Annotated in this window: 20 protein-coding genes and 1 pseudogene; 14 read left to right on the forward strand and 7 right to left on the reverse strand. The window is 44.2% G+C overall.

Annotated elements, in window-relative coordinates:
* Window positions 1-202: 202 nt before the first annotated feature.
* The 7 genes and pseudogenes from AACQ93_RS20565 to sgrR all read left to right on the forward strand — a co-directional run bounded on the left by AACQ93_RS20565 (window position 203) and on the right by sgrR (window position 6,593).
* The gene (locus tag AACQ93_RS20565) at window positions 203-718 is read left to right on the forward strand and encodes a ClbS/DfsB family four-helix bundle protein (protein ID WP_064608326.1); all 516 of its coding nucleotides are present in this window, start codon (window positions 203-205) and stop codon (window positions 716-718) included.
* Window positions 719-1,053: 335 nt separating this feature from the next.
* Window positions 1,054-1,566, forward strand: coding sequence for a hypothetical protein (locus AACQ93_RS20570; RefSeq protein WP_064608328.1), 513 nt, complete (start codon window positions 1,054-1,056; stop codon window positions 1,564-1,566).
* A gap of 188 nt (window positions 1,567-1,754) precedes the next feature.
* Complete coding sequence (locus AACQ93_RS20575; RefSeq protein ID WP_064608330.1) at window positions 1,755-2,702, forward strand: HlyD family secretion protein; 948 nt, start codon at window positions 1,755-1,757, stop codon at window positions 2,700-2,702.
* A 7-nt stretch (window positions 2,703-2,709) separates the two neighbouring features.
* A pseudogene (locus AACQ93_RS25505) lies at window positions 2,710-2,808 on the forward strand (ABC transporter ATP-binding protein); the annotation flags it as partial.
* Window positions 2,791-3,621, forward strand: coding sequence for an ABC transporter ATP-binding protein (locus AACQ93_RS20580; RefSeq protein ID WP_445323163.1), 831 nt, complete (start codon window positions 2,791-2,793; stop codon window positions 3,619-3,621). The pseudogene AACQ93_RS25505 and the gene AACQ93_RS20580, both read left to right, overlap by 18 nt.
* Window positions 3,618-4,712, forward strand: a complete 1,095-nt coding sequence (locus AACQ93_RS20585) for an ABC transporter permease (protein WP_064608334.1) — start codon at window positions 3,618-3,620, stop codon at window positions 4,710-4,712. Before AACQ93_RS20580 ends, AACQ93_RS20585 begins: the two co-directional genes overlap by 4 nt.
* Before the next feature lie 186 nt (window positions 4,713-4,898).
* Window positions 4,899-6,593: an HTH-type transcriptional regulator SgrR gene (sgrR, locus tag AACQ93_RS20590; RefSeq protein WP_064608336.1), complete on the forward strand. Its 1,695-nt coding sequence runs from the start codon at window positions 4,899-4,901 to the stop codon at window positions 6,591-6,593.
* Between the two features lie 86 nt (window positions 6,594-6,679).
* On the opposite strand, the gene AACQ93_RS20595 is transcribed toward sgrR, so the two are convergent.
* From AACQ93_RS20595 to AACQ93_RS20610, 4 genes are all read right to left on the reverse strand, one after another.
* Window positions 6,680-7,888, reverse strand: coding sequence for a D-alanyl-D-alanine carboxypeptidase family protein (locus AACQ93_RS20595; protein ID WP_064608338.1), 1,209 nt, complete (start codon window positions 7,886-7,888; stop codon window positions 6,680-6,682).
* A 140-nt stretch (window positions 7,889-8,028) separates the two neighbouring features.
* Window positions 8,029-8,511: a hypothetical protein gene (locus AACQ93_RS20600; protein ID WP_064608341.1), complete on the reverse strand. Its 483-nt coding sequence runs from the start codon at window positions 8,509-8,511 to the stop codon at window positions 8,029-8,031.
* Window positions 8,508-9,452 carry an ABC transporter ATP-binding protein gene (locus tag AACQ93_RS20605; RefSeq protein WP_064608343.1) on the reverse strand — a complete coding sequence of 315 codons (945 nt, stop codon included), beginning with the start codon at window positions 9,450-9,452 and terminating at the stop codon, window positions 8,508-8,510. The genes AACQ93_RS20600 and AACQ93_RS20605 overlap by 4 nt, the downstream gene beginning before the upstream one ends.
* Window positions 9,449-10,291, reverse strand: coding sequence for an ABC transporter ATP-binding protein (locus AACQ93_RS20610; RefSeq protein WP_064608345.1), 843 nt, complete (start codon window positions 10,289-10,291; stop codon window positions 9,449-9,451). Before AACQ93_RS20610 ends, AACQ93_RS20605 begins: the two co-directional genes overlap by 4 nt.
* Window positions 10,292-10,627: 336 nt before the next feature.
* On the opposite strand from AACQ93_RS20610, the gene nhaD reads away from it, so the two are divergent.
* The 3 genes from nhaD to AACQ93_RS20625 all read left to right on the forward strand — a co-directional run bounded on the left by nhaD (window position 10,628) and on the right by AACQ93_RS20625 (window position 13,275).
* Window positions 10,628-11,998: a sodium:proton antiporter NhaD gene (gene nhaD, locus AACQ93_RS20615; RefSeq protein WP_232323397.1), complete on the forward strand. Its 1,371-nt coding sequence runs from the start codon at window positions 10,628-10,630 to the stop codon at window positions 11,996-11,998.
* A gap of 100 nt (window positions 11,999-12,098) precedes the next feature.
* Window positions 12,099-12,749: a hypothetical protein gene (locus tag AACQ93_RS20620; protein ID WP_064608349.1), complete on the forward strand. Its 651-nt coding sequence runs from the start codon at window positions 12,099-12,101 to the stop codon at window positions 12,747-12,749.
* A 223-nt stretch (window positions 12,750-12,972) separates the two neighbouring features.
* Entirely contained in the window at window positions 12,973-13,275 is a 303-nt protein-coding gene (locus tag AACQ93_RS20625) for a hypothetical protein (RefSeq protein ID WP_064608351.1), read from the forward strand.
* Between the two features lie 76 nt (window positions 13,276-13,351).
* On the opposite strand, the gene AACQ93_RS20630 is transcribed toward AACQ93_RS20625, so the two are convergent.
* Window positions 13,352-14,230, reverse strand: coding sequence for a LysR family transcriptional regulator (locus tag AACQ93_RS20630; RefSeq protein WP_064608353.1), 879 nt, complete (start codon window positions 14,228-14,230; stop codon window positions 13,352-13,354).
* 418 nt (window positions 14,231-14,648) lie between these two features.
* Here AACQ93_RS20630 and AACQ93_RS20635 point away from each other — a divergent pair, with 418 nt between their 5' ends.
* From AACQ93_RS20635 to AACQ93_RS20645, 3 genes are all read left to right on the forward strand, one after another.
* Window positions 14,649-15,107, forward strand: coding sequence for a hypothetical protein (locus tag AACQ93_RS20635; protein ID WP_232323372.1), 459 nt, complete (start codon window positions 14,649-14,651; stop codon window positions 15,105-15,107).
* 101 nt (window positions 15,108-15,208) lie between these two features.
* Window positions 15,209-18,007, forward strand: coding sequence for a pullulanase-type alpha-1,6-glucosidase (gene pulA / locus AACQ93_RS20640; protein ID WP_232323373.1), 2,799 nt, complete (start codon window positions 15,209-15,211; stop codon window positions 18,005-18,007).
* A gap of 150 nt (window positions 18,008-18,157) precedes the next feature.
* Window positions 18,158-18,433, forward strand: coding sequence for a hypothetical protein (locus tag AACQ93_RS20645; RefSeq protein WP_064608354.1), 276 nt, complete (start codon window positions 18,158-18,160; stop codon window positions 18,431-18,433).
* A gap of 101 nt (window positions 18,434-18,534) precedes the next feature.
* Here the strand turns inward: AACQ93_RS20645 and AACQ93_RS20650 are convergent, their stop codons facing one another.
* Both AACQ93_RS20650 and AACQ93_RS20655 read right to left on the reverse strand, forming a co-directional pair.
* Window positions 18,535-19,050 carry a hypothetical protein gene (locus AACQ93_RS20650; RefSeq protein ID WP_064608356.1) on the reverse strand — a complete coding sequence of 172 codons (516 nt, stop codon included), beginning with the start codon at window positions 19,048-19,050 and terminating at the stop codon, window positions 18,535-18,537.
* A 123-nt stretch (window positions 19,051-19,173) separates the two neighbouring features.
* Window positions 19,174-20,151: a GlxA family transcriptional regulator gene (locus AACQ93_RS20655; RefSeq protein WP_064608358.1), complete on the reverse strand. Its 978-nt coding sequence runs from the start codon at window positions 20,149-20,151 to the stop codon at window positions 19,174-19,176.
* A 121-nt stretch (window positions 20,152-20,272) separates the two neighbouring features.
* Here AACQ93_RS20655 and AACQ93_RS20660 point away from each other — a divergent pair, with 121 nt between their 5' ends.
* Window positions 20,273-22,123: a beta-ketoacyl synthase gene (locus AACQ93_RS20660; RefSeq protein ID WP_064608361.1), complete on the forward strand. Its 1,851-nt coding sequence runs from the start codon at window positions 20,273-20,275 to the stop codon at window positions 22,121-22,123.
* Window positions 22,124-22,293 lie beyond the last annotated feature (170 nt).

Here is a 22,293-nt window from a genome sequence, read left to right on the forward strand (position 1 = left end):
GATCACAATCTCAAAATTGAAATTTAATGTTTCAACTGTAAGTTTTGATGTTGGTTTTGTTTTTGTTTGGTATGTATCTAGTTATCAAATCAACTATAGATGTTTCTGTTAATTATTTTTGGATAGATGATGATTGTCTCTACAATAAGTTGATACATGTTCGTCGGGATTTATATTGATAAATAAGGCAAGGAAGATATTTATGTCATCAGTACCCCAAAATAAAGCAGAATTGGAAACAGCAATACAGGTTGCATTTGATAAGCTTTTGGCTGACTACCAGAGCATTCCGGCTGAAATGAGCAGGGTAAAAGGGGTTGAAGGTAATATAAAAGGGACTGAAATCAGCATATGTGACACGCTTGCTTACCTGATTGGCTGGGGGAACCTGGTACTTAAGTGGCATGGTTTAAAGTCACAGGGTAAAACTGTTGATTTCCCGGAAACAGGATACAAATGGAATCAGCTTGGAGAGTTGGCAGCCTCTTTTCATCAGCAATATACTCAGTGGGGATATCATGATCTCCAAGAGGAGTTTGAAGTTGTTACACGTAAGGTACAGAAGCTTATAGTTAATACCAGTAATGAAGATTTATACGAAGTTAACTGGTATGAAAAATGGCCGTTAGGACGGATGATTCAGTTTAATACATCTTCACCAATGAAAAATGTGAGGACCAAAGTCAGGCGTTTCAAACGACGGCATGCGATTATCTGAGTAAATGAAAACATTGCAGGCTCGCTGACTCTATCCGGACTTGTCTCTCTATTATATGGCCAGGCCATCATTTAAAGTAGGGGCATAGTCTTTCACTTCAATAATCTTAGTTACTCTTTGTAATTTCTTTCTTAAATTTATTTAGTTCTTAATCCATTCGTAATCAGAATTTATGTTATTTCAGGAAGCATGCCGAAGGATTTCACCGATGTGGGATTGTGAAGTACGTAAGTCATCAGTCCAAAATCTGAAAATTTACTATGCTTTTATTAGGTTACGCACTAGGGACTAAGTTTGGTGTGATTACCATTGGTTGAATGACGAAGGGTACAAGTATGCAGGCTATAAACAGGCAGGGAGAGATCTTTATCGCAAAGGTTAATGAACTAAAAAGTCGCCATGCAGAAGAGTTACTGCTTTTAGGACAGGTTGAGAATAAATGTTCCAGGCTACTTGTCGTTGTGACCGCGATTCTTGTGGCGCTGGCAATTGCGATGATGCTAAAGAGTCAGAGCCTGTTTTCTCCGTCGCTTCCGGTTGAATGGATTCGTCTGGTGGCATTGTTGATTACTGTGTTTGCTTTTGTCTGTTCATGGGGGCATACATTATTAGCTTTGAAAATTGAGGCTTTCCCCTCTGTAAACAATGAACATGCATCGTCAATGCATAGGTCTTCAGGCTTCAGCCATAAGGTTTCAGCTGAGGATGAAAAGGCGTTGGAAAAGTTATCGGACGCGATCAAAGAAAAAGAACGTAATATCGGTCTTGCGTATGAAGAATTAACAATGGGCGCATGGTTTATGGGCATAACTGTTGCGGTTTCTATCGGAATGAAGCTATTAAGTTAAACAACGAAGCGTAGTAATTTAAACAATCGCCAATCTAGAGTGGCAATATTGTGGTGTGCGCAAAACGCCATTCTACCATTCCCTAACATTCTCCATTTTTAATGAATTATGTGAATTAATTCAATTGTCTATCTGACTCACGGGCATACACTTTTAATAATTGAGGTGGATTTGTGAGTCGAGAAATCATGAAAAAAATATTGCTGTTCATTGCGTTGATTAGCTTATTTGCCTGCAGTGAGAATAACGCTAATGTCGCTTTAGGAACACTTGAGCGTGACCGTGTCACGTTAACGGCAACGGCCGGAGAAATAGTTCGTGAGCAACCAGTGAAAGAGGGGGATTTAGTCACTAAAGGGGATGTGCTGGTTCAACTAGATACGAAGCAACAGCAGGCTGTTATGGCAAGGGCAAAAGCAGAAGAAGCCAAAGCCGCGGCATACCTGCTGATGCTGACAAATGGTGAGCGGCCGGAAGATATTGCTGCGGCTCAGGCGAGTGTGGAGCGTGCACAGGCAACTTTGAGAGAAGCTAGAAATAACTTTCGACGTGTTTCCAGGTTGGTCTCCCAGAAGCTGGCAAGCTTTGCAGAAAAAGATAAAGCGAGGGCAGAGCGTGATGCTGCTCAGGCTGACTATGATTCTGCCAGTGAGCTGCTGGCAAAACTTACGCGGGGTGAGCGTCCGGAAAATATTACTCAGGCACAGGCCGCTTTGGAAGCAGCTAAGGCTGAAGCTGCATTGCAAGCACAGATTCTTAAAGATTTGACTGTGGTGGCAACCCGCGATGGGGTGCTCGACAGTCTTCCGTACAATATTGGTGAGCGAGTAACCGCTGGCAGCATTGTTGCCGCAATTCAGGCCGAAACCGCTCCTTATGCTCGGGTTTATGTTCCTGAACCATACCGGGTCAAACTCAAAGCTGGTGACAGGCTGACGGTTCATGTTGACGGTATGAATACCAGCTATACCGGGACATTGCGTTGGATTGCTACTGAACCGGCCTTTACGCCTTATTATGCGCTGAATGAACAGGATCGAGCCCGACTGGTGTATTTAGCTGAGGTTGTTATGCCGGCCGAAGCGACTGAGTTGCCAGCTGGTGTTCCGGCTCAGGTGGAGATGCCCCATGAGTGAGAACGCAATCGTTGCCCGCAACATTACCCGTAAGTTCGGAGACTTTACCGCTGTCGACGGGTTAAGTCTGATGGTTCCTACGGGCAGCATTTATGGTTTCCTCGGTCCGAACGGATGCGGTAAATCAACAACCATTCGAATGCTGACCGGCCTACTCAGCCCGACAGAGGGCAATATAGAAGTGCTGGGGCTGAATATACCCAGAGAAGCAGAAAAGCTTCGATTACGCATTGGATATATGACCCAAAAATTTTCTTTGTATGAGGATTTAACCGTTGCTGAAAACCTTGAGTTTATCGGTCAGGTGTTCGGAATTACCAATAAAGCACTTAAACATAGAGTAGCGGAGCAGCTTTCAACCTATGGCTTAGATCGCCTTTCACGTCAGCGAGCCGGAAGTATGAGTGGTGGACAGAAGCAAAGGCTAGGACTGGCAGCTGCGACAATGCATGAGCCGGATTTGTTGTTCCTTGATGAACCAACTTCTGCGGTAGACCCTGAAAACCGTCGTGACTTTTGGGAGCAGTTATTTGATCTCAGCGATCAGGGAACCACTATTCTGGTCACCAGTCATTATATGGATGAAGCTGAGCGATGCCATGGACTGGCGATAATGGAAGCCGGAGTCGTCAGGGCCGACGGACCGCCAGAAGCCCTGATGCAGAATATGGGTGTGAATGTTGTGGAGGTGCAGGTGGATCAGCTTAGGAAATTAAAGGCCGATCTTCTTCGACGTCCGGAAATTCGTTCAGCCGCACAACTTGGAATTCGTTTACGGGTGTTGGTAAATCAGAATATCGAAGAGCCCATTTTATGGTTACGGCAACAGATACCGTATTTGAATAATGCTGAAATGGCGATTGCCCGACCGAGCCTTGAAGATGTGTTTGTTACGTCAACGGGGGCGGGAAGACAATGAAGAGTTTATTAAGAATTAAGGCCATTATGGTCAAAGAACTCCGTCAATTATCACGGGATCGTATTACCTTTGCCATGGTAGTGATGATTCCGTTGATTCAACTTTTGCTGTTTGGCTATGCGATAAATACGGATGTTCGAAATATTCCCGTGGCAGTCGTCGATCAAAGCCACTCAGCGGTAGGCCGTGTGATTACTGAATCAGTAAAGGCAACTCAGGTTGTTACCGTTACTCACACATATCCGACAGCAGCAGAAGCAGAGCAGGCTATTACGCAAGGGGTAGTCAGGGCTGCATTAGTTTTGCCATCTGATTTGTCCCAACGAATAACCCAGGGACGAACAGTTGGTCAGTGGCTGGTTGATGGTTCAGATACTATGGTGAGTGCAGCACTATTACAGCTGAGAAATATGCCGTTGCAGGAGTTAATTACCTATCAGCCGTCCGGGGAAACGACGTTTGAGGTTGCGCTGTATTTCAATCCGTCACGGCGATCGGCTGTCAATATAGTGCCCGGTTTGCTGGGCGTGATTCTGACAATGACCATGATCCTGTTTACCTCTGCAGCCATAGTGCGTGAGCGGGAAAGGGGAAATCTGGAATTACTTATCACAACACCAGTTCATTCACTGGAGTTGATGATCGCGAAAATCATTCCCTATATTTTTGTTGGCCTGATTCAGGTAGCAATCATTCTAGGCTTAGGGCATTTCATCTTTGATGTTCCGATTAACGGTGATTTGTCTCAGGTTCTGTTTGGCACATTGCTGTTCATTTCCGCCAGCTTGACTTTGGGGTTGGTTATCTCAACCATTGCGCAGACACAACTTCAGGCAATGCAGATGACGGTGTTTATTCTGTTGCCGTCGATTTTGTTGTCCGGGTTTATGTTTCCTTATGAAGCTATGCCGGTTGCGGCTCAGTGGATTGCAGAAGTTCTGCCCGCGACGCATTTTATGCGGATGATTCGGGGAATTGTGCTGCGTGGCGCAGATTTAATCGACCTTTGGCGAGATGCGTTGTGGATGGTTGGATTTACTTTTTTAGGGCTTGTGATTGCATCGCTGCGCTTTAAGAAGAGTCTTGATTAACTTGCTGATATAAAACTAAAAAAGATGGTGACCAGCTTCACTCAGAAGACATGCATTTGAATGGGGGTATGAAGCGCAAATCTTTTCTGGTCACCATCAAAACGGAATCTTTCTTGTTGCTGCTTATTATTACGTTAAAATAGGAAGTGAAAAACAGAACAAATAAATGATAAAGGTTCCTCTTTTATGAGCAGTCAAAGGTTGAAACTTCAATTTCAACGTCTCTACAACCATTTTTCCGGCGAAGATTGTGAAACTAATCTGCACGATATTGCAGAAGTGTTGTTTTGCACCCGGCGTAATGTTCGCATGGTCATCAACAAAATGGTTGATAAAGGCTGGATTGACTGGCACCCGGCGGTAGGGCGAGGAAAACAGTCAAAGCTGATATTTCACAGTACAGACAGTGAATTACAATACATGCACGCCAGAAGGCTGGTGGCCGAAGGTAAGCTGGAACCTGCGCTGGAAGCGCTTGGCAACAACGCTGACAAACTTGCCCAGTTGATTCAGGAGCAACTGGGCCATACTACTTCGCAGGGTAAGCAGATTGTGCGCTTACCTTATTATCGGGCATTTAGTAACCTCAATCCGCTGCATCCGCTACGACGTTCAGAGCAGCACCTAGTCCGACAGATTTTCAATGGCTTAACTCGAATTAATGAGGAAAAAGAGGAAGTCGAAGGCGATCTAGCCCATCACTGGGAAGCGCTTTCTCCTCGTCATTGGCGATTTTATATTCGTCCTGCAGTCCGCTTCCATGACGGTAAGCTGCTTGACTGCAATGACATCATTACCACTTTTGAATATGTCAAAAAGCATCGTTTATTCCGCCACATAAAAAAGGTGGAATCACCATATGTTAATACGATTGATATCCATCTGAGCTCGGATGATCACCGTTTACCTGAACTGCTGACGAACCTGCAGGCGATGATCCAGCCGTCTGACAGTGATTTTGATAATGATAATGTCCTTTTCCCAACAGGTTCAGGTCCTTACAAAATTATTCAGAATGACAAGCAACGGTTTAAGTTAGAGGCTTTTGATCAGTACTTTGGTTTCCGAGCATTGATTGACGTTGTCGATATCTGGATGCTGTCTGAAGTTGCGGCTTGCTACCTTCAGCCGGGAACGGAAATAAACCAGCTGAGTGGGTGGAATGTCTCTGCAAGGATGCAACTTGATGAAGGATGCAACTATCTGCTGTTTAATCGACTTACCGGTTTGACGAATAACGACGATTGGCTGGATTATTTCCAGAGTCGACTGACTTCACTGAATATCCTGCGTTTGCTGAATCAGGATGATTTAGGCGATTTTCGTCTTATAAATGCTTACGGTATCCTGCCGGGTTGGGCACATGTCCCGTTTCAGTCGGGGAGTAAGCCTGTTCCAGCGAAGCGGACTGTCACCTTAGCATTCCCGCGCCAGCATCCGGTTTATCCGCAAATTGCTGAAGCAATAAGAACTTTGCTGGCGGAAGACGGCGTTAAACTTAAGGTGCTAGAGTTGTCCACTATGGATATCTGGTCAGGTAAACATGCCGATAAGATTGATATCTGGCTGGGTGGTATGAGCCTGATGAATTACCGTGATGATGCTATTCTGTCTTGGTATTTCAATTTCGACCATATTGCCAGAGTGATGCCGAAAGAGGAATTTGATGAGCTGGAACAGGCTGTTATGCGATGGCGAGCTGACCCTGAGAAAACTTCTCCTTGTCAGGATATAGGTGCACGTTTGGTCCAAAGTGGTCAGATACTTCCGCTGTTTCACAACTGGCATGGTGTTGATGATTCAGGTGTTTTGCAGGGAATGCAGTCGAACTCAATGGGATGGTTTGATTTCAAATCAGTATGGATGAAACCAGAACACTGATTTTAAAGCATAAAACTCTTTGTAATGAAACAGGCCTGTAGGAAGATAACTGGCCTGTTTTTCATTTTGTCGTTTGAGTGGTTAGGTTAGCCACCAAAGCTCCCCCAGTCACGGTCGGTGAACCATTGCGCTATTGGGCGCCAAACCATATCAATGATTTTTTTATACCAGGGTGCTTCGTCTGCAGCTTCTGCTGCAAGGATCGGCTGTTCTGTCAGCAGTTTTTCACCCAGATACCATTCCACTTTTCCGACTTGCTGACCTTTGCTGACGGGCGCTTCCAGTTCATGGTTATAGCTGATCTTATATTCCAGATCTTTTCGCTGTCGTCTTGGGACCGTGATGATGCCACCGTCGGCAACTTCGAGGCTGATTGTTGATGGTGAGCCATACCATACTTTAAGCGGTGACAGCTCTTTGCCGCTGAATTGCGGCGTGATGTCCTGGAAGAATCGGAACCCCCAGGTCAGTAGCTTTTTAGACTCCGTCCTTCTGGCATCCGGGCTTTGAGTGCCCATAACTACGGCGATTAAGCGTTGCTCATTCTGTATGGCTGAAGAAACAAGGCTGTATCCGGCATTTTTCGTATAGCCGGTTTTTACACCATCCACATTTAGTGTGGTATCCCATAGCAAGGCATTGCGGTTTCCTTGTTTGATATCGCCGAATTTAAATGACTTTTCTTTGAATAGCGGATAAATATCTGGAAGTTCGTGTATGAAAGATCGTGTCAGCAAAGCCATATCGTAGGCTGTAGTGACTTGTCCTTCACTGTCTAGTCCGTGAGGGTTCGCAAAATAGCTGTCCATCATGCCAATCTTTTGTGCATGAATGTTCATCATCTCAACAAAGGCTGACTGGTGCCCGGCTACATGCTCTGCAAGGGCTACGGTGGCATCGTTACCAGAGGCGATAATCACACCGTGGTTCAGATCATCAACAGAGACTTCATCGCCTACATTCAGGAACATTTTCGATGAGCCGGGGAATTTTTTACCCCAGGCACTTTCACTGATAATGACTTTATCGTCGGCAGCGATATGGCCAGCTTTCAATTCCTGGCCGACAACATAACTTGTCATGATTTTGGCAAGGCTTGCCGGTGCTAATTGTTCTCTTTCATTATCACTGGCAATGATTTGGCCGGATTGGTAACTCATCAGTACCCAGGCTTTTGCCGCAATTTTCGGCGGGCTGGGCATAAGCTCAGGTTCGGCATTGGTATTAGGAATAAAGGAGAAGAGCCACAAGAAAGTGATTAGGAGGTAGTTTGGTTTTATATTCTTCAATGTCATTGTTTTGCAACCCTTGATAGCTGTTCGATAGCGCTATATTGAGCTTAGTAAAAGTCAGGATTTATTTCACATCAGCCTTATTGTTGGAATAAAACTGATGTGAAGGTTTGGCTGGTGATAAAATAGCTCCCTTGGTTTTGTCAGCAAGAGTCTGGTGCAATGGAGTAGGAGAGGTTCTGATTATTTTGTGCCTGCATGAAAGCAACGTGCAGTTCAATTAACTGGGTGTTTTCCTGCTGCCACTTGGTATCTTCCTGACGCTGACAAAATTCAGCCATAGCTACAATCATGCGGTCCAACCGCTTTAAGCTCCAGCGTTTCATTCCCGGATCCAGCTCTGGGTTACAGGCCATTTCCTGCAATTTTGCATAAGCGAATTGAAGGTAGCCGAAGGCTTTTTCCGGTTCGGCTGCCGGTTCGGAGATATCCTGATAGTAGCAGCAGAGTCGTTGGCAACTGTCGATCCAGTAGGCCAGGGCCTCACTGTGTTTTTCTGTTTCTATCGCGCCGAAAATGCTATCGGGAGCATTGCTGACAGCATTGATCAGGATATTGATATCTCTGCGTTGTTGCGGTTGATACCACTGCTTGATTTGAGTGAGCCATGACTGAATTTCATTCATGCAACGTATTCCTTGTTGTCTTCCCAATTAGCGACAAAGTGATTGTCGGCAATTTGCTGATACCCACTCACATCAGCAAGGCTGAGCGAACGGATTTTATCAGCACTTACTGAATAGTCTGGCTCAGAATCAACAAGTTGGTGAAATGGAAGATCAGGATCCGGTACGGCTGAAATTAGCAGACGAGTATATGGGTGTGTCGGGTTTCTGAGTATTGCCCGAGTATCTCCCCATTCAACGATTTTGCCCCGGTACATTACGGCGGTTTCTTCTGCAATGTAATGAGCGGTGGCTAAGTCATGGGTGATATACAAAAAGCCGATACCTTTTTGCTCTTTCATTTCCTTCATCAGATTGAGAATGCCAAGGCGAATGGAGACATCCAGCATTGATGTCGGCTCATCAGCAAGGATGACTTCTGCACCAACTGCCAGTGCGCGGGCAAGGTTGATACGTTGGCGCTGACCGCCGCTCAGTTGATGAGGGTATTTATCGAGGTCGGAAATCGGCAGTTCGATCAGGTTCATTAACTCTTTCAGTTTTTGTGGTAGCTCTGATTTATGGCTAACCTGCTTATGGATGAGGAGCGGGCGGGTGAGGTGGTGTTGGATCGTATGGGTTGGATTGAGCGATCCGAAAGGGTCCTGGAATACCATTTGCACCTTGCTGCGGTAATTTAATACTTCCTTGCGTGAACTGATGTCGGCAATATTCTTTCCTTTGAACAGAATTTCGCCTTCAGTCGGGCTGTGAACTTTGGTGATCAGTCTTGCACAGGTGCTTTTTCCACAACCGGATTCGCCAACAAGGGCGAGTGTTCTGCCTTTGTGCAGGGTAAAGCTGACGTTATTCAGTGCTCGGAATATTTCCTTTGAGCCGAAACCGCCGCCGGCTGCAAATTCCTTAGTGACGCTTTTAACTTCAATGATTGGCTGGCTCATGCTGAAATATCCTCCGTCACGCTGATGTGTTCAGCTTCTTCGTGAATGTTAGGGAATGATGCCCATAACTGTTGGGTGTATGGGTGTTGAGGATTATTCCTGATTTCCTTTGCCTTATTGACTTCAACAATTTCACCGTGACGCATAACAGCAATACGATCACAAAGCTGGCTCATTAGAGCGAGGTCGTGAGTAATAAATAGCACAGAGAAATCGAACTCTTTACGCAGTTGGTAGATTTGTTGCAGGATTTCACGTTGAACGACGACATCAAGTGCCGTTGTTGGTTCATCCATGATGATTAGCTTAGGATTCAGACTCAGTGCAATGGCGATAACCAGTCGTTGACGCATTCCTCCACTGAACTGGTGCGGAAATTCAGATAATCGTTCGCGAGGAATGTTGACCAGATCAAGCAGCTTTTCAGCTCTGGCATAAGCCTCTTCATTAGTGCACCCAAGGTGATGTCGCATAACATCGGCAAATTGTTCCTTGAGGGGCAGAACCGGGTTGAGTGAGTTCATCGCACTCTGGAAAACCATTGCAATCTCTTTCCAGCGGATAACGCCCATCTCTTTTTCACTCAGCTGGAGCAGGTTGGTGCCGTTGTAATTTATCTCACCGTTTGTGATCAGTGCTGGTGGCTTGTGAAGGCGGTTGATGGCAAAGGCGATAGTGCTTTTGCCGCAGCCTGACTCTCCCGCCAGACCGAATATTTCACTTTTTCCGATATCGAAGCTGACCTTTTTAACGGCACGGAAATCTTCGTTGTCGGTAATATAGGTCACTTCCAGATCTCTAACTTTTACCAATGGATCGGGGTGATATGCCTGTTCCATTGTTCTCTCCCTTAAAATTCAAAACGTTAATTCGTAATGAAAATTATTACCATTTGCGTGTTAAGTAAAGCGAAGAGAGCCAGTAGGTGATGAAGCTTACAAAAATATATTTATCGTTTCATTATTTGCGATTTTAGGCAGTTAGTAAGCTGAAAAAATAGTCGCGTGTTAATGTTTTGTTGTTTTTCTGTTTGTTTGATTGATATTCTACAGGTTAATAAATGTTTACAGTATGGATAGTTAGCTGGATTTTATATTTCTCAAGGAGCTGAGAGGAAAATGTTTGTTAAACAGCTTGTACTTTTATTAACAGGACTACTTGCCGCATCGCCTGTGATGGCCGTAGAGACGGGAATGGATTTAACCCAGTCAACGGTTGGTTATACCGCGTTAGTGATTTTCGGGTTAGCCTACTGCCTGGTGATGGGGGAGGAGTATTTACAGTTACGTAAATCGAAACCTGTTCTGTTGGCGGCTGGTATCATATGGCTGATGATTGGGTTCGTATTTCAGCAGCAGGACCAGATTGATCTAGCTAAACACGCGCTAGAGCATAACCTGCTCGAATATGCGGAACTATTGTTGTTCCTGTTAGTAGCGATGACCTATATAAATGCCATGGAAGAGCGACGGCTCTTTGATGCGCTTCAATCATGGATGGTAAGCAAAGGCTTTAATTTCAGGACGCTTTTCTGGCTGACAGGTATTCTCTCATTCTTTATCTCTCCTATCGCAGATAACCTGACGACCGCGCTTTTGATGTGTGCTGTTGTGATGAAAGTCGGCGGCGATAATACCCGTTTCATAAATCTAGCTTGTATCAATATTGTAGTTGCAGCAAATGCCGGTGGAGCATTTAGTCCATTCGGAGATATCACAACGTTGATGGTTTGGCAGGCCGGGTTAGTTAGCTTCCTGCAGTTTACCGATCTCTTTATCCCGTCATTGGTTAATTACCTTGTACCTGCTGTAATTATGTCGTTGTTTGTTCCGAAAACGCAGCCGAACACTGTGGGTGAGTATATTGAGCTCAAGCGTGGGGCTCGCAGAATTGTCGGCTTGTTCATTCTGACGATTATGACTGCAGTAGCTTTTCATGCCTGGGTACATTTCCCTCCTGTTGTTGGCATGATGATGGGGCTGGCCTATCTACAGTTCTTTAGCTTCTTTTTGGTTAAAACCCTGCCAAAATCTTTGGAAAAGAAACGGGCGATTGCTCGGGCCAATAAGGATGAAGCGGCTTTGGACAGGCTGGGTTCTGTGGTGCCATTTGACGTATTCAAAAGGATCTCGCATGCGGAATGGGACACCTTACTTTTCTTCTATGGTGTAGTTATGTGCGTAGGAGGCCTGAGCTTATTGGGGTACCTAGGCGTAGTTTCAGAGGTGATGTACACCCAATGGGATCCGGTCTGGGCCAATATTATGGTCGGCGTGCTGTCAGCGATTGTCGATAATATCCCGGTAATGTTTGCTGTATTAACCATGCAGCCTGAGCTGAGTTTGGGTAATTGGCTATTGGTAACACTTACCGCAGGTGTGGGTGGTAGCTTGCTATCTATTGGCTCTGCTGCCGGTGTGGCTTTAATGGGAGCGGCTCATGGTAAGTACACCTTTTTCGGTCACTTGAAGTGGTTGCCTGTGATTGCTTTAGGCTACATAGCAAGCATTGTGTGCCACTTATATCTTAATGGCAGTTTGTTTTAATCCATACTGCTAATTATTGATAAATCACTATGTTAATTTGCCCCTTTTTGATGTTCATTTGTACAATTTTAAGGAAGGATGACTAAAAAAGGGGTCGCAAATGCAAATAAGAAAATGGATTTTTTCTAGTGTTTTTTTGCTGTGCCCGTTGCCACAGGTGATGGCGGAAGATGATGACTCGATTTTCAGAACTCCGTCGGTAAAGCTGAGCATAGTAAAGAGTACTGGTAATACAAAAGTCTCCAGCAAGGGACAGTTTGATGATGTCCCTTTCAATTCGTCAAACCTGATCACCCCGGTGCTCACATTCATCCAGCCTCCAGCATACTTTTCAGATGATACAAGATGGGGGTATCACACTGAACTCAGTACCACTTACTTTAAGCTCGACTATGACAAAGATGATAAACGTTATCGGGATGGTGACTTTGAGGGGATTTCATTCTCACTGACACCAATCTTGTTTTATCAATGGGGAGATAAGACTTTGTGCGGACACTGTAAAAGTTCTCGTCTTGAGTTTGGTGTCGGATTGAATTACCTGAATGCTGAAGGTGACTTATTGACCGATAGTGGTGATGAGGTCGTTTTCGACAGTACCGGTTTTGGTTTTAATTCTCATATCGGTTTTGTCGTGAATTTTAAACGGTGGGAACTGTCTTTGCGTTATGTTGTTCCGACGCGTATTGATGACGAGGATCTTGATATAAGGCACGCACTGTCTTCAATTGGGTTGGGTTATCGGTTCTGAAAATCGCTGGTATCAGCTTAAAAAGTTTCACCGTTTTAAACATGATTGACTACACTGAAGGAGTATTGAAGAACTATTCACCTATTAGCATAAAGTGAGAATAATACTCTGATCCATATCAAACAAAATGTTGAATAATTGTGTTGTTTTTGTGAATCCTCATCTGAGGCCTCTTATCTTAGCTAAACTAAAGTTGATGGTGGGTTAAGATGGGAGGCAGAGTATGTTAGCTGTTCATCGGCAATTTATCTTGCCAGGTCATAGAGGACTACATGCAGATGTAACAGTTATTCCTACAGGGGAGTTGGAAGTCAATATCAAGGAGAAAAATAATAGCCTGAAAGCTGAGTTCGACGATCTGTACTTCTTTTCAAGCGGTAAAGCGACAGATATTGTATGTCGTGATCCGGTAAGTCATGATGAGGTTCGCTGGCAGCTTCACATGGCAAGTGATGATGCCAGAGAACTAGCAAAAATAATTGAGTCCGCAGAAGAAGAATTTGAAATATTAATGCGAGATTTGTAATAAATCTGGTTGGTTAGCATCTGCGTGCAGTAATAAGTCAAAGCCTTGCTTAGCAAGGCTTTGTTGTTTTGGCGGTTTAAAACAGCTTTTTGATTAGATCGACAAAATACTCATAACGTTTGGGTAAAGGCCGATGTTTTTTTGTTATGAGGTAGAGTGCTTCGCTTACAGCCTGTGCAGTTGTAACAACAGATATTTTGTTTTGATGGGGAAAGCTGCTCACTGTTTTTTCTGGTAATACGGTAAAGCCTAACCCTTGTGAAACCGGAAGCAAAATCTGGTTCAGCTGGTTGATATAACCCGTTATCTTCACCGAAGATATATTATGTAATGTTTCATTATAGTTAGCTGTGAACATCTGCCTTAAATAATGCTCTCCATCCGGGTGATTGATAAATCCGAGCTGTTGAAGTCGTTCAAGACTGACATCTTCTTTGGCAAATGATGATGGCACAACCAGGCAAAGTGTTTCCTGCCCAATAAGCATTTGCTTAATGTCATCTGATTCTACTTCTCTGGTGACAATTCCAACTTCGATCTCGTTTGCCTTCAAGCTTTCAATAATGCGTTTATTTGGTGCGGCTTCCAGCTTAATAGTGAGATCGGGGTGTGCTTTCTGATAGTCGAGAAAATGGGGATATAAGAATGTAGCCAGAGAGCCAGAACAGGCAAATCGGCATTCACCGCTATACGGGTCATCATTTTGTAGCTGATGAAACAGTTCTGATTCTTCTTTTTGTCGACGGCAGCCATAGCGATAAAGGGTTTCACCGGCTTGAGTCAGTTCAAATCGCTTACCGTACCTTTGGAGTAGTGGGGTACCAGCCTGTTCTTCCAGTTTCTTAATATGTTGGCTCACACCTGGTTGGGTCATGAATAGCTTTTCGGCGGTCTGGGTAAAATGGCCGACTTCAACCAGAGTTATAAAGGTTTGAAGCCATTGTGTATTAATCATCGTTGGCCTGATAAGCAAGGATTATTAGTGCAATAATATTGGATCAATTGATCTTTTCAATAATCACTGTGTTTTTTGTTTGAGTCCGATTCTTGATTAGAAGATTATGAATTGATCCTTGGGAACCAGACTCTTCATGCTTGTTGGTATGAAATTATTAAAAATAAAACCAGGTGCATATCATTTCTTATTGATTTGATCTGTATAACATTTCGTACATTGGTGACGAATATATTAACACGCTACAAACAGTGACTTAGTACTGAAATGTAATTAAATCTCGTTATTAATTTACTAATCAAGTGCTTACTGTCACAGTTTGTAGTGCATCTGCTCGATTATCTTCTCTCGCCATAAAAATAAAACTCTAATTTTTTTACTTCCCCCAATAAAATTATGAGTGTTCAAGGAAAGAGACGTGAACTTTAAATTGTCTACGATAGCTAAAGTAATTATTCCTCTGTGTTCTGTTGTTGCGGTTGTTGGATGTAATGATTCATCCTCATCTGACGCTAAGGCGAGCCCTGAAACCGGTGGGGGGTACTTTGACACAACTAATGCACCTAAAATTAATATTGTGCTGCCAGAGACAGATGGTGCAGCAGCAAAACTTCCTGTGTCCGGGCCAGTTGATGAGCCTGTTAAAGCGGATAGCGATGAGGCCGTGATCTACTACGTTATGAAGGATGGTAACGTAGATGCTGCTGCAAATTATGACCTGTATATCTGGAACGATGAAACCTGTGATCGTGCCGATAAGTCAGTAACTCATGGCTGGGAGACCAAAAGAATAAACCAGCAGGCAAGGATAAACTTGGGCCTTATTGGCGACTGCCAGTTAAAGCAGGTAAGACAGACTGTATTAACTTTATTCTGAGGGATGAAAATAAAGATAAGCTGATTGGGGGGAATTCTAAGCTGAGCCTTACTGAGTTCAGTGATCGAACTGCATCATATGTAGCAGGCAACACAAACGGTATGGACAGTCGTGAAGAAGCATTTATTGCCGTTTCTGGTATTTCAAATGCTGAAGCTCATTTAGTTGATGGTCATACGCTTGTTTGGGAAAAAGCGAAAAATGCGAAGGAAGTTCGTCTGTATGTATCACTGGGCGGTAATATTGAACCGGAGAAAGATTATACATTTGATGAACAATACATTGTTTTAAAATCTTCAACCTTGTCTGAAGGCATTAAATCCAAGTTTCCTGTATTAGCCAATCAGGCTGCATTTTCTATCGACGCAGATATTGATATGCGACCTGTTATGAAAGCTGAATTGGTAGCGATGGCTGTTGATGAGAAAAGTCAGCTCATTGCGGCGACAAAAGTACAGTCAGCCGGTGCTCTGGATCAGCTATTTGCAGGTGCTGCACAAAAAGCAGATCTTGGTGCAATGCTGACAGACGACGGTACTCAATTTAAACTTTGGGCTCCTTCGGCGCAAAATGTAGTTACTGTGCTGTTTGACGAAAATAAGAAAGAGCTGGGTCGACTGCAGATGGCTTATGATGAGCAGTCTGGTATCTGGTCACTGACAACAGATAAAGCAGCCAGCGGAACTTATTATCGTTATTTGGTTAATGTCTTTCACCCGTTATCAGGTAAAGTGGAAAGCTATCAGGTTACAGACCCATATTCTCTGAGTCTTTCAATGAACTCTGAATTCAGTCAGGTTATTGACCTGAATGATCCATCACTTAAACCTGATGGTTGGGATGAATTGCAGCGTCCGGTTAAACAGGACAACCCTGCTGACTTTGTGATTTATGAATCACATGTTCGTGATTTTTCCGCCTTGGATCAGTCAACTCCGGAAACGCTACGCGGAAAATACGGAGCTTTTACCCAAACAGACTCTGTTCCTGTTAATCACCTTAAATCACTTAAGGAAAATGGTACAACTCACTTACATTTGTTGCCGTTCTTTGATATCGCAACTATCAATGAAGAGCCGGCAAAAGTTGCCGAAATTGATCAGCCTTTTAGTAAGTTGTGTGATGTGAACTCCGGTGTTAAAGAGTCACGTTTCAAACAGTATTGCTCTTCAGAAAAGACAATTGCTGATGTATTAGAAACTATTAAGGCTGACGATAGTCCAACCAATCCGGTTGTTCAGGAACTGAACCGTTTTGTGTCACAAACTGATGGCTTTAACTGGGGTTACGATCCATTCCATTACACAGTGCCGGAAGGCTCATACTCAACAAATGCAGATGGTACTAAGCGTATTCTTGAACTTCGTGAAGCGATTAAGTCAGTGAAGGAAAGTGTTGGTATGAACGTGGTTATGGATGTTGTTTATAACCACACTAATTCAGCAGGACCTGACTCAAAGACCTCTGTTTTGGATAAGATAGTACCTTGGTACTACAATCGCCTGGATGAGATAACAGGCAGCGTGAAAAACTCTACCTGCTGCTCAAATACCGCGCCAGAGCATGCCATGATGGAGAAATTGATTACCGATTCATTGGTCGTATGGGCTCGTGACTATAAGATTGACTCTTTCCGCTTTGACTTAATGGGTCACCATCCGTTGTCACAAATTCAGAATTCGCTGGAAGCGGTCAAGAAAGTTGACCCGAATACCTACTTCTACGGTGAAGGCTGGAATTTCGGAGAAGTAGAGAACGATCGTTTATTTACGCAAGCAACCCAGAAAAACCTCGGTGGTACAGGTATTGGTAGTTATTCTGATCGCCTTCGTGATGCGGTTCGTGGTGGCACACCTTTCGATGGTAAAGAGGATATTCGTAAGAATCAGGGCTTTGGTAACGGGGCTTATGTTCTGAAGAATGATATCTCTGAAACCACTAAAGCAGAAGCGTTGCATAATACGGATATCGTACGGTTAGGTATGGCTGGTAACCTGAAAGACTTTGTAATGATTGACTCTACTGGTTTGGTCAAACATGGTGATAAAGTTTATTACAGCGGTAATTGTGACGAGCCAACTAGTAAAGATTGTCAATATGCAGGTTACGCGGAAGATCCGACAGAAGTGCTGAACTATGTTTCTAAGCACGATAATCAAACGTTATGGGATAACAACCAGTACAAGATTGACTATTCACTGAGAACACTGACTCGTGTTCGTATGCAGGCGGTATCTTTGGCTACTGTAATGCTGGGGCAGGGCGTGCCATTTACCCAGATGGGAGCAGAACTGTTGCGTTCGAAGTCAATGCAGCGAGACTCTTATGATTCCGGCGATTGGTACAACAAAGTCGACTTTACTCTTCAGGATAACAACTGGGATAAAGGTCTGCCTCGTAAAGACAAAGACGGTGATAATTACAGCGTTATTACGGATGTAATTAACGGAGCGGCTGAATCGGCTAAGCCATACAGTGAGTATACTGAGCAGATGGTTGAGTTCTTTAAAGAATTGACTGACCTGCGTCAGCAATACCCGTTAATCACATTGGGTAAAGGCAGTGAAGTGAAGGCTCGTGTTGATTTCCACAATACAGGTGCAGATCAGGTTCCGGGGCTGATTGTGATGTCAATTGATAATGGTCAGGCGCTGAACTCAGATATTGATCCAAACCTTGATGCTATGGTGATTGTGATTAACGCAACGCCTGAACAACAAGACTTTACACTAAATGGTGTAACAGGACTTGAGCTGAGTCCGCTGCATAAATCAGAACTGGCTTCTGGTGCAACGGTGAAAGATAGCACACTGTCTGTTCCTGCATGGACACCGGCGGTATTTATTCAGCCTCGTGGTAATGCCCGCGGAACTGGTATCCCGGTAGTCGCTAAGAACTAATTAATCATATTCACAGTACTATCTGAAGAGCCCTCAACTATTGAGGGCTCTTTTTTGCTTCTTGTTCATGATTGATTCATGTTTGTTCCGATAGACTGCAAGTCATAGAGATGAAGATAGATATATCAACAGATGAAAAGAGGCTGGTGTATGAAGAATTTTGTTGCGAGTGTCGTTGCTTTGATTGTCGGTTTTTTCACATTAACACTGGCAGCAGTAATGGGGCTATTTGTTAGCATCGCAGCTTTGATTGCTCGTCCGTTTATCAAAAAGAAGATGACTGCCGCCTATGAAGAAGCAGTAAGGCAGCAGGGGCAGCCTTTCTCCCAGAGTATGAATGGCACAGTTATTGACGGTGAGTATGATGACATTACAGATAGAGTGAAGCAGCCACATTCACGTCAGTTTTGTAATGCATCAAATTAATATAGCTAAATAGTAAAAAACGCCGCCAGTAATTTCACTGGCGGCGTTTTTGTTTGGCTCATTAATTACAGAGCCTAACTCCAGAAGCAACCGGAATGCTATCAGCGGTTTCTTTGCAGACAATTGAAAAAGTCATCTAAATCTTGGCTGTCAGCATTGAAGCGATAACGGTTTCCGGATCTTTTAATTTCGAAGTGTCCTTCGTCCTGATGTACAAGCTTAGTGAACACATCAAATGCCTGCTTGTCGCTGGTTCCTCCCAACATAACCAGCCGGGTCACACTATGTTTGTTTCCATTCTTGCGCCAGTTTGCAGTGAAAACTTCAACTGGCTGTCCGGAACGGTAGTAGCTGATATTTTCAAACCCTGCGGGATGATTGATATCTGCTTTGATTGCGATGTAACGGTGTCTGTGCCGGACGTCAGTGATCATTGCCAACTGCATATTGCTCTCGAACTTTTTCTGATCATTTTTAAAAAGATGAAAGATATCCAGACGACATTGGTTTTCGTTGATTTCTGTTGAGCTGACAGGGTGTAGGGCTGCTTGTAATGGTAAACAGAATATAAGTAATAAGGCACTGATAACACGAAGCAAAAAATTGATTTTATACATACGACACATTTCCTCCACAGGCTTACTCCCTATGATAGTGATTGAATTTGAGTTGTATGTGTCTCACTTCATAAACACCTTTGATAATTTTAAGAATAGTCTGTATTAAGCTCGATTTAAGTTTTAAGGGTTGTATATCTTTGCTTTTACCATCCTTCTGTATTGAATTGGTGTCATGCTGAACTGTTTTTGAAAACGGGTTGAAAAGTGATAAGCATCCTTGTAGCCCACTTGTTCAGCAACATCCTGAACTGACATACTAAAATCACGAAGCAATTGTTGAGCAACTTCCATCCGTATTTTTTGCAGATATTGGTGCGGCGATTCTCCGACCTGATCTTTAAATTTACGATTAAAGGTACGTAGCGGCAGGCCACAATGATCAGCGATGACCTGAGCAGTAATGGGGGTTGAAAGGTTTCGCTTCATCCAGTCCTGCGCCAGTGCTATCGACTCATCAAACTGCACTTGGCCACCGATCTGGTAAAACGGCTGCTGGGTGGATTTGGATATCTCATGACCAAAGTGAGTTTCAATGGTATTTGCCGTTTTTTGGCCGAAGTTTTCTGCAATTAGATAGAGGATCATTTCAGACTGGGAGTTGATACTTCCGGTGCAAAACAGGCCATTGGCAGCGGTAATAGATGCTTGTCTGTTCAGCCGGATTTTAGGATAGCGTGTTGCGAATTTATCGTAGTAATACCAATGAGTTGTGGCAACCTGGTTGTCCAGTAAACCGCTTTCTGCCAGCCAAATAACGCCTGTTCCGGTTGCTACCAGTTGTGCACCTTGCTGATATTGCTTCTTCAGCCAGGGAATGATCTCCGGTGCTTGGTGAAGGGCTGACATTGGGTTCCCCCACATTGGTGGCAGAATGATGGTGTCGAAAGTCTGTTCGTCGCTGAAAGTAATATCCGGTTGAAGTTTGAGACCGGCGGGAACCTTAGGTGGCTCTAACGTAGGAGCAACCAGTTTGATTTCAAAGGGGGCTGATTTTTGTTGTTGGCGAGGGCGAAGGCTTGCTGCGCTGCTCAACATCTCTGCTGCCAGCGAGACACCGGTCACTAAGGCGCGATGATAAAGGGCAAAAGCAACTTTCATATTTAGAATCACTTATGGGTGTTTGGCCTGATTGGCAGTGATTTTGGCATATATTTTAGGTGAATGAACAGCGTAAATTGGTAACCTATGCGCCATCGCAATAAAAAGAGATAGGTTTAGGATGACAAAGTTACCACTGATTGTCGGATTTGGTGGCGTTAATGCTGCAGGTCGTAGCTCCGGATTTCACAGCTACAAGCGAATGGTTGCCGATGCACTGTCTGAAAAAGAGATGGAAAGCACGTGGCAGGATTTAGCGCACCGAATGGGTTTGGCAAGCAGTAGCGAGTTGGATTCTGAACTTATTGAAGCAATTAAGGCGGGTACTTTAGTTCGACGCATCGATTCGTTCGACCCTGACAACTTGCTTTATCAGTACAAAGCGAACCTTAACACTGAAAGTGAGCAAATCACTTTTACTCTGCGTAAGTCTAAACTGCCTACAAAGATTCCGGATAACTGGACCGTTGAAGAGCAGGGTAGCAAGGTACAAATCACCGTAAATGGTGCGCTGGATGCTTTGCTTGAAGATCGTGTGTCATTCCCTGTATCCAGTGGTGGTAATATCCCAGCCGGTTTCGACCCGGGTAAGCTTTATAACTCACGTTTCCATCCTCGCGGCCTGAAGCTGACTGTTTACGGCGCATCTGATGCGTTGAACTCTCTTGGTTTCGACTGGGCTGAGGTAATGAAACACGTTAAGCCTGATGAGGTTTCAGTTTATGCCGGCAGTGCACTTGCTCAGGTGGATGACCAGTCTCTTTCAGGTATGTTGGCTGCTCCTCTGACAGGTGGACGTGTCAGCTCGAAGATGATGGCATTATCGCTAGCGGAAATGCCTGCGGATTTTGTAAATAGCTATGTCATCAACAGTGTTGGTACTACGGGAACTAACATGGGGGCGTGTGCCACCTTCCTGTATAACCTGCGCCAGGGCATGTACGACATTCAGCACGGTAAATCGAAGGTGGTGATTGTCGGTAATGCGGAAGCTCCGGTTGTTGCTGAAATTATGGAAGGCTTCCGTGTTATGGGAGCACTGGCTGAGGATGAACAGCTTAAGGCACTGGATAAAAGCGATGTGGTAGATAATCGCCGTGCTTGCCGTCCGTTTTCTGCTAACGCAGGCTTTACGATGGCTGAGTCTTCACAGTTCGTTGTTCTGATGGATGATGAGCTGGCTCTTGAACTGGGTGCGACGGTTTATGGTTCAGTTGCAGATGTGTTTGTAAACGCCGATGCCAACAAGAAATCTATCTCTGCACCGGGTATAGGCAACTATGTGACTATGGCGAAGGCTACTGCATTGGCAAAAGCGATTCTTGGCGAAGAGGGCGTGAAGCAGACGTATGTTCAGGCTCACGGCACAGGTACTCCACAAAACCGTGTTACAGAAAGCCATATTTTGAATGAAGTAGCTAAAACATTTGCTATTGATAGCTGGCCTGTAACAGCGATTAAGTCTTATGTCGGTCACTCAATGGGCGCAGCGGCAGGCGATCAGCTGATTGCTTCTCTGGGTGTGTGGCAATATGGCTGGATTCCGGCAATCAAGACAATTGATCACATTTCTGATGATGTTCATCAGTCTAACCTGGATATTCTGACTGAACATAAGTTTGCCGGTGAAAATGGCGAAGACTTTAAAGCAGTACTGTTGAATGCAAAAGGCTTTGGCGGTAACAATGCGACAGGGCTGGTACTGTCGCCGGCACAGACTCTGGCAATGCTAAGTAATAAGTATGGTGAAAAAGCGATGCTGGCTTACCATGATAAGAATGTTCAGATTCGAAATGTAGCAGAACAAAATGATGTTGCGGCCTGTCAAGGCACAGAGACAATTCGTTATCACTTTGGCGAGAGCGTAATGGATGATAGTTCAGTGTCTATGACTCAGGAGACAATGACGCTTTCCGAGTTTGATCAGGCGATTGAGCTGCCGCAGGCAAATCCATACGCTGATTACTGCTAAGTACATTTAGTTCTTTCGAATAAATAAGCGTGAAGTGGTTGTTTTAACCACTTCACGTTTTTTTATGTGATCTTACTAACTTTATTGGCTCTGCATTTTTTAATGGTGAATCATTCTTTATATCATTTACATATTATGGTTATTCAGAATTATAAGCTGTGAGCAGAGTT

Source organism: Photobacterium sp. J15 (assembly GCF_963870815.1).
Taxonomy (GTDB): domain Bacteria; phylum Pseudomonadota; class Gammaproteobacteria; order Enterobacterales; family Vibrionaceae; genus Photobacterium; species Photobacterium marinum.

Coding starts and splice junctions, on each gene's coding strand:
- AACQ93_RS20655 (WP_064608358.1), bottom strand. CDS start 20,151: ATGAAAGTTGCTTTTGCCCTTTATCATCGCGCCTTAGTGACCGGTGTC.
- AACQ93_RS20645 (WP_064608354.1), top strand. CDS start 18,158: ATGAAGAATTTTGTTGCGAGTGTCGTTGCTTTGATTGTCGGTTTTTTC.
- sgrR (WP_064608336.1), top strand. CDS start 4,899: ATGAGCAGTCAAAGGTTGAAACTTCAATTTCAACGTCTCTACAACCAT.
- AACQ93_RS20570 (WP_064608328.1), top strand. CDS start 1,054: ATGCAGGCTATAAACAGGCAGGGAGAGATCTTTATCGCAAAGGTTAAT.
- AACQ93_RS20610 (WP_064608345.1), bottom strand. CDS start 10,291: ATGGAACAGGCATATCACCCCGATCCATTGGTAAAAGTTAGAGATCTG.
- AACQ93_RS20600 (WP_064608341.1), bottom strand. CDS start 8,511: ATGAATGAAATTCAGTCATGGCTCACTCAAATCAAGCAGTGGTATCAA.
- pulA (WP_232323373.1), top strand. CDS start 15,209: ATGGACAGTCGTGAAGAAGCATTTATTGCCGTTTCTGGTATTTCAAAT.
- AACQ93_RS20585 (WP_064608334.1), top strand. CDS start 3,618: ATGAAGAGTTTATTAAGAATTAAGGCCATTATGGTCAAAGAACTCCGT.
- AACQ93_RS20575 (WP_064608330.1), top strand. CDS start 1,755: ATGAAAAAAATATTGCTGTTCATTGCGTTGATTAGCTTATTTGCCTGC.
- AACQ93_RS20630 (WP_064608353.1), bottom strand. CDS start 14,230: ATGATTAATACACAATGGCTTCAAACCTTTATAACTCTGGTTGAAGTC.
- AACQ93_RS20565 (WP_064608326.1), top strand. CDS start 203: ATGTCATCAGTACCCCAAAATAAAGCAGAATTGGAAACAGCAATACAG.
- nhaD (WP_232323397.1), top strand. CDS start 10,628: ATGGCCGTAGAGACGGGAATGGATTTAACCCAGTCAACGGTTGGTTAT.
- AACQ93_RS20650 (WP_064608356.1), bottom strand. CDS start 19,050: ATGTATAAAATCAATTTTTTGCTTCGTGTTATCAGTGCCTTATTACTT.
- AACQ93_RS20595 (WP_064608338.1), bottom strand. CDS start 7,888: ATGACATTGAAGAATATAAAACCAAACTACCTCCTAATCACTTTCTTG.
- AACQ93_RS20620 (WP_064608349.1), top strand. CDS start 12,099: ATGCAAATAAGAAAATGGATTTTTTCTAGTGTTTTTTTGCTGTGCCCG.
- AACQ93_RS20660 (WP_064608361.1), top strand. CDS start 20,273: ATGACAAAGTTACCACTGATTGTCGGATTTGGTGGCGTTAATGCTGCA.
- AACQ93_RS20625 (WP_064608351.1), top strand. CDS start 12,973: ATGTTAGCTGTTCATCGGCAATTTATCTTGCCAGGTCATAGAGGACTA.
- AACQ93_RS20605 (WP_064608343.1), bottom strand. CDS start 9,452: ATGAGCCAGCCAATCATTGAAGTTAAAAGCGTCACTAAGGAATTTGCA.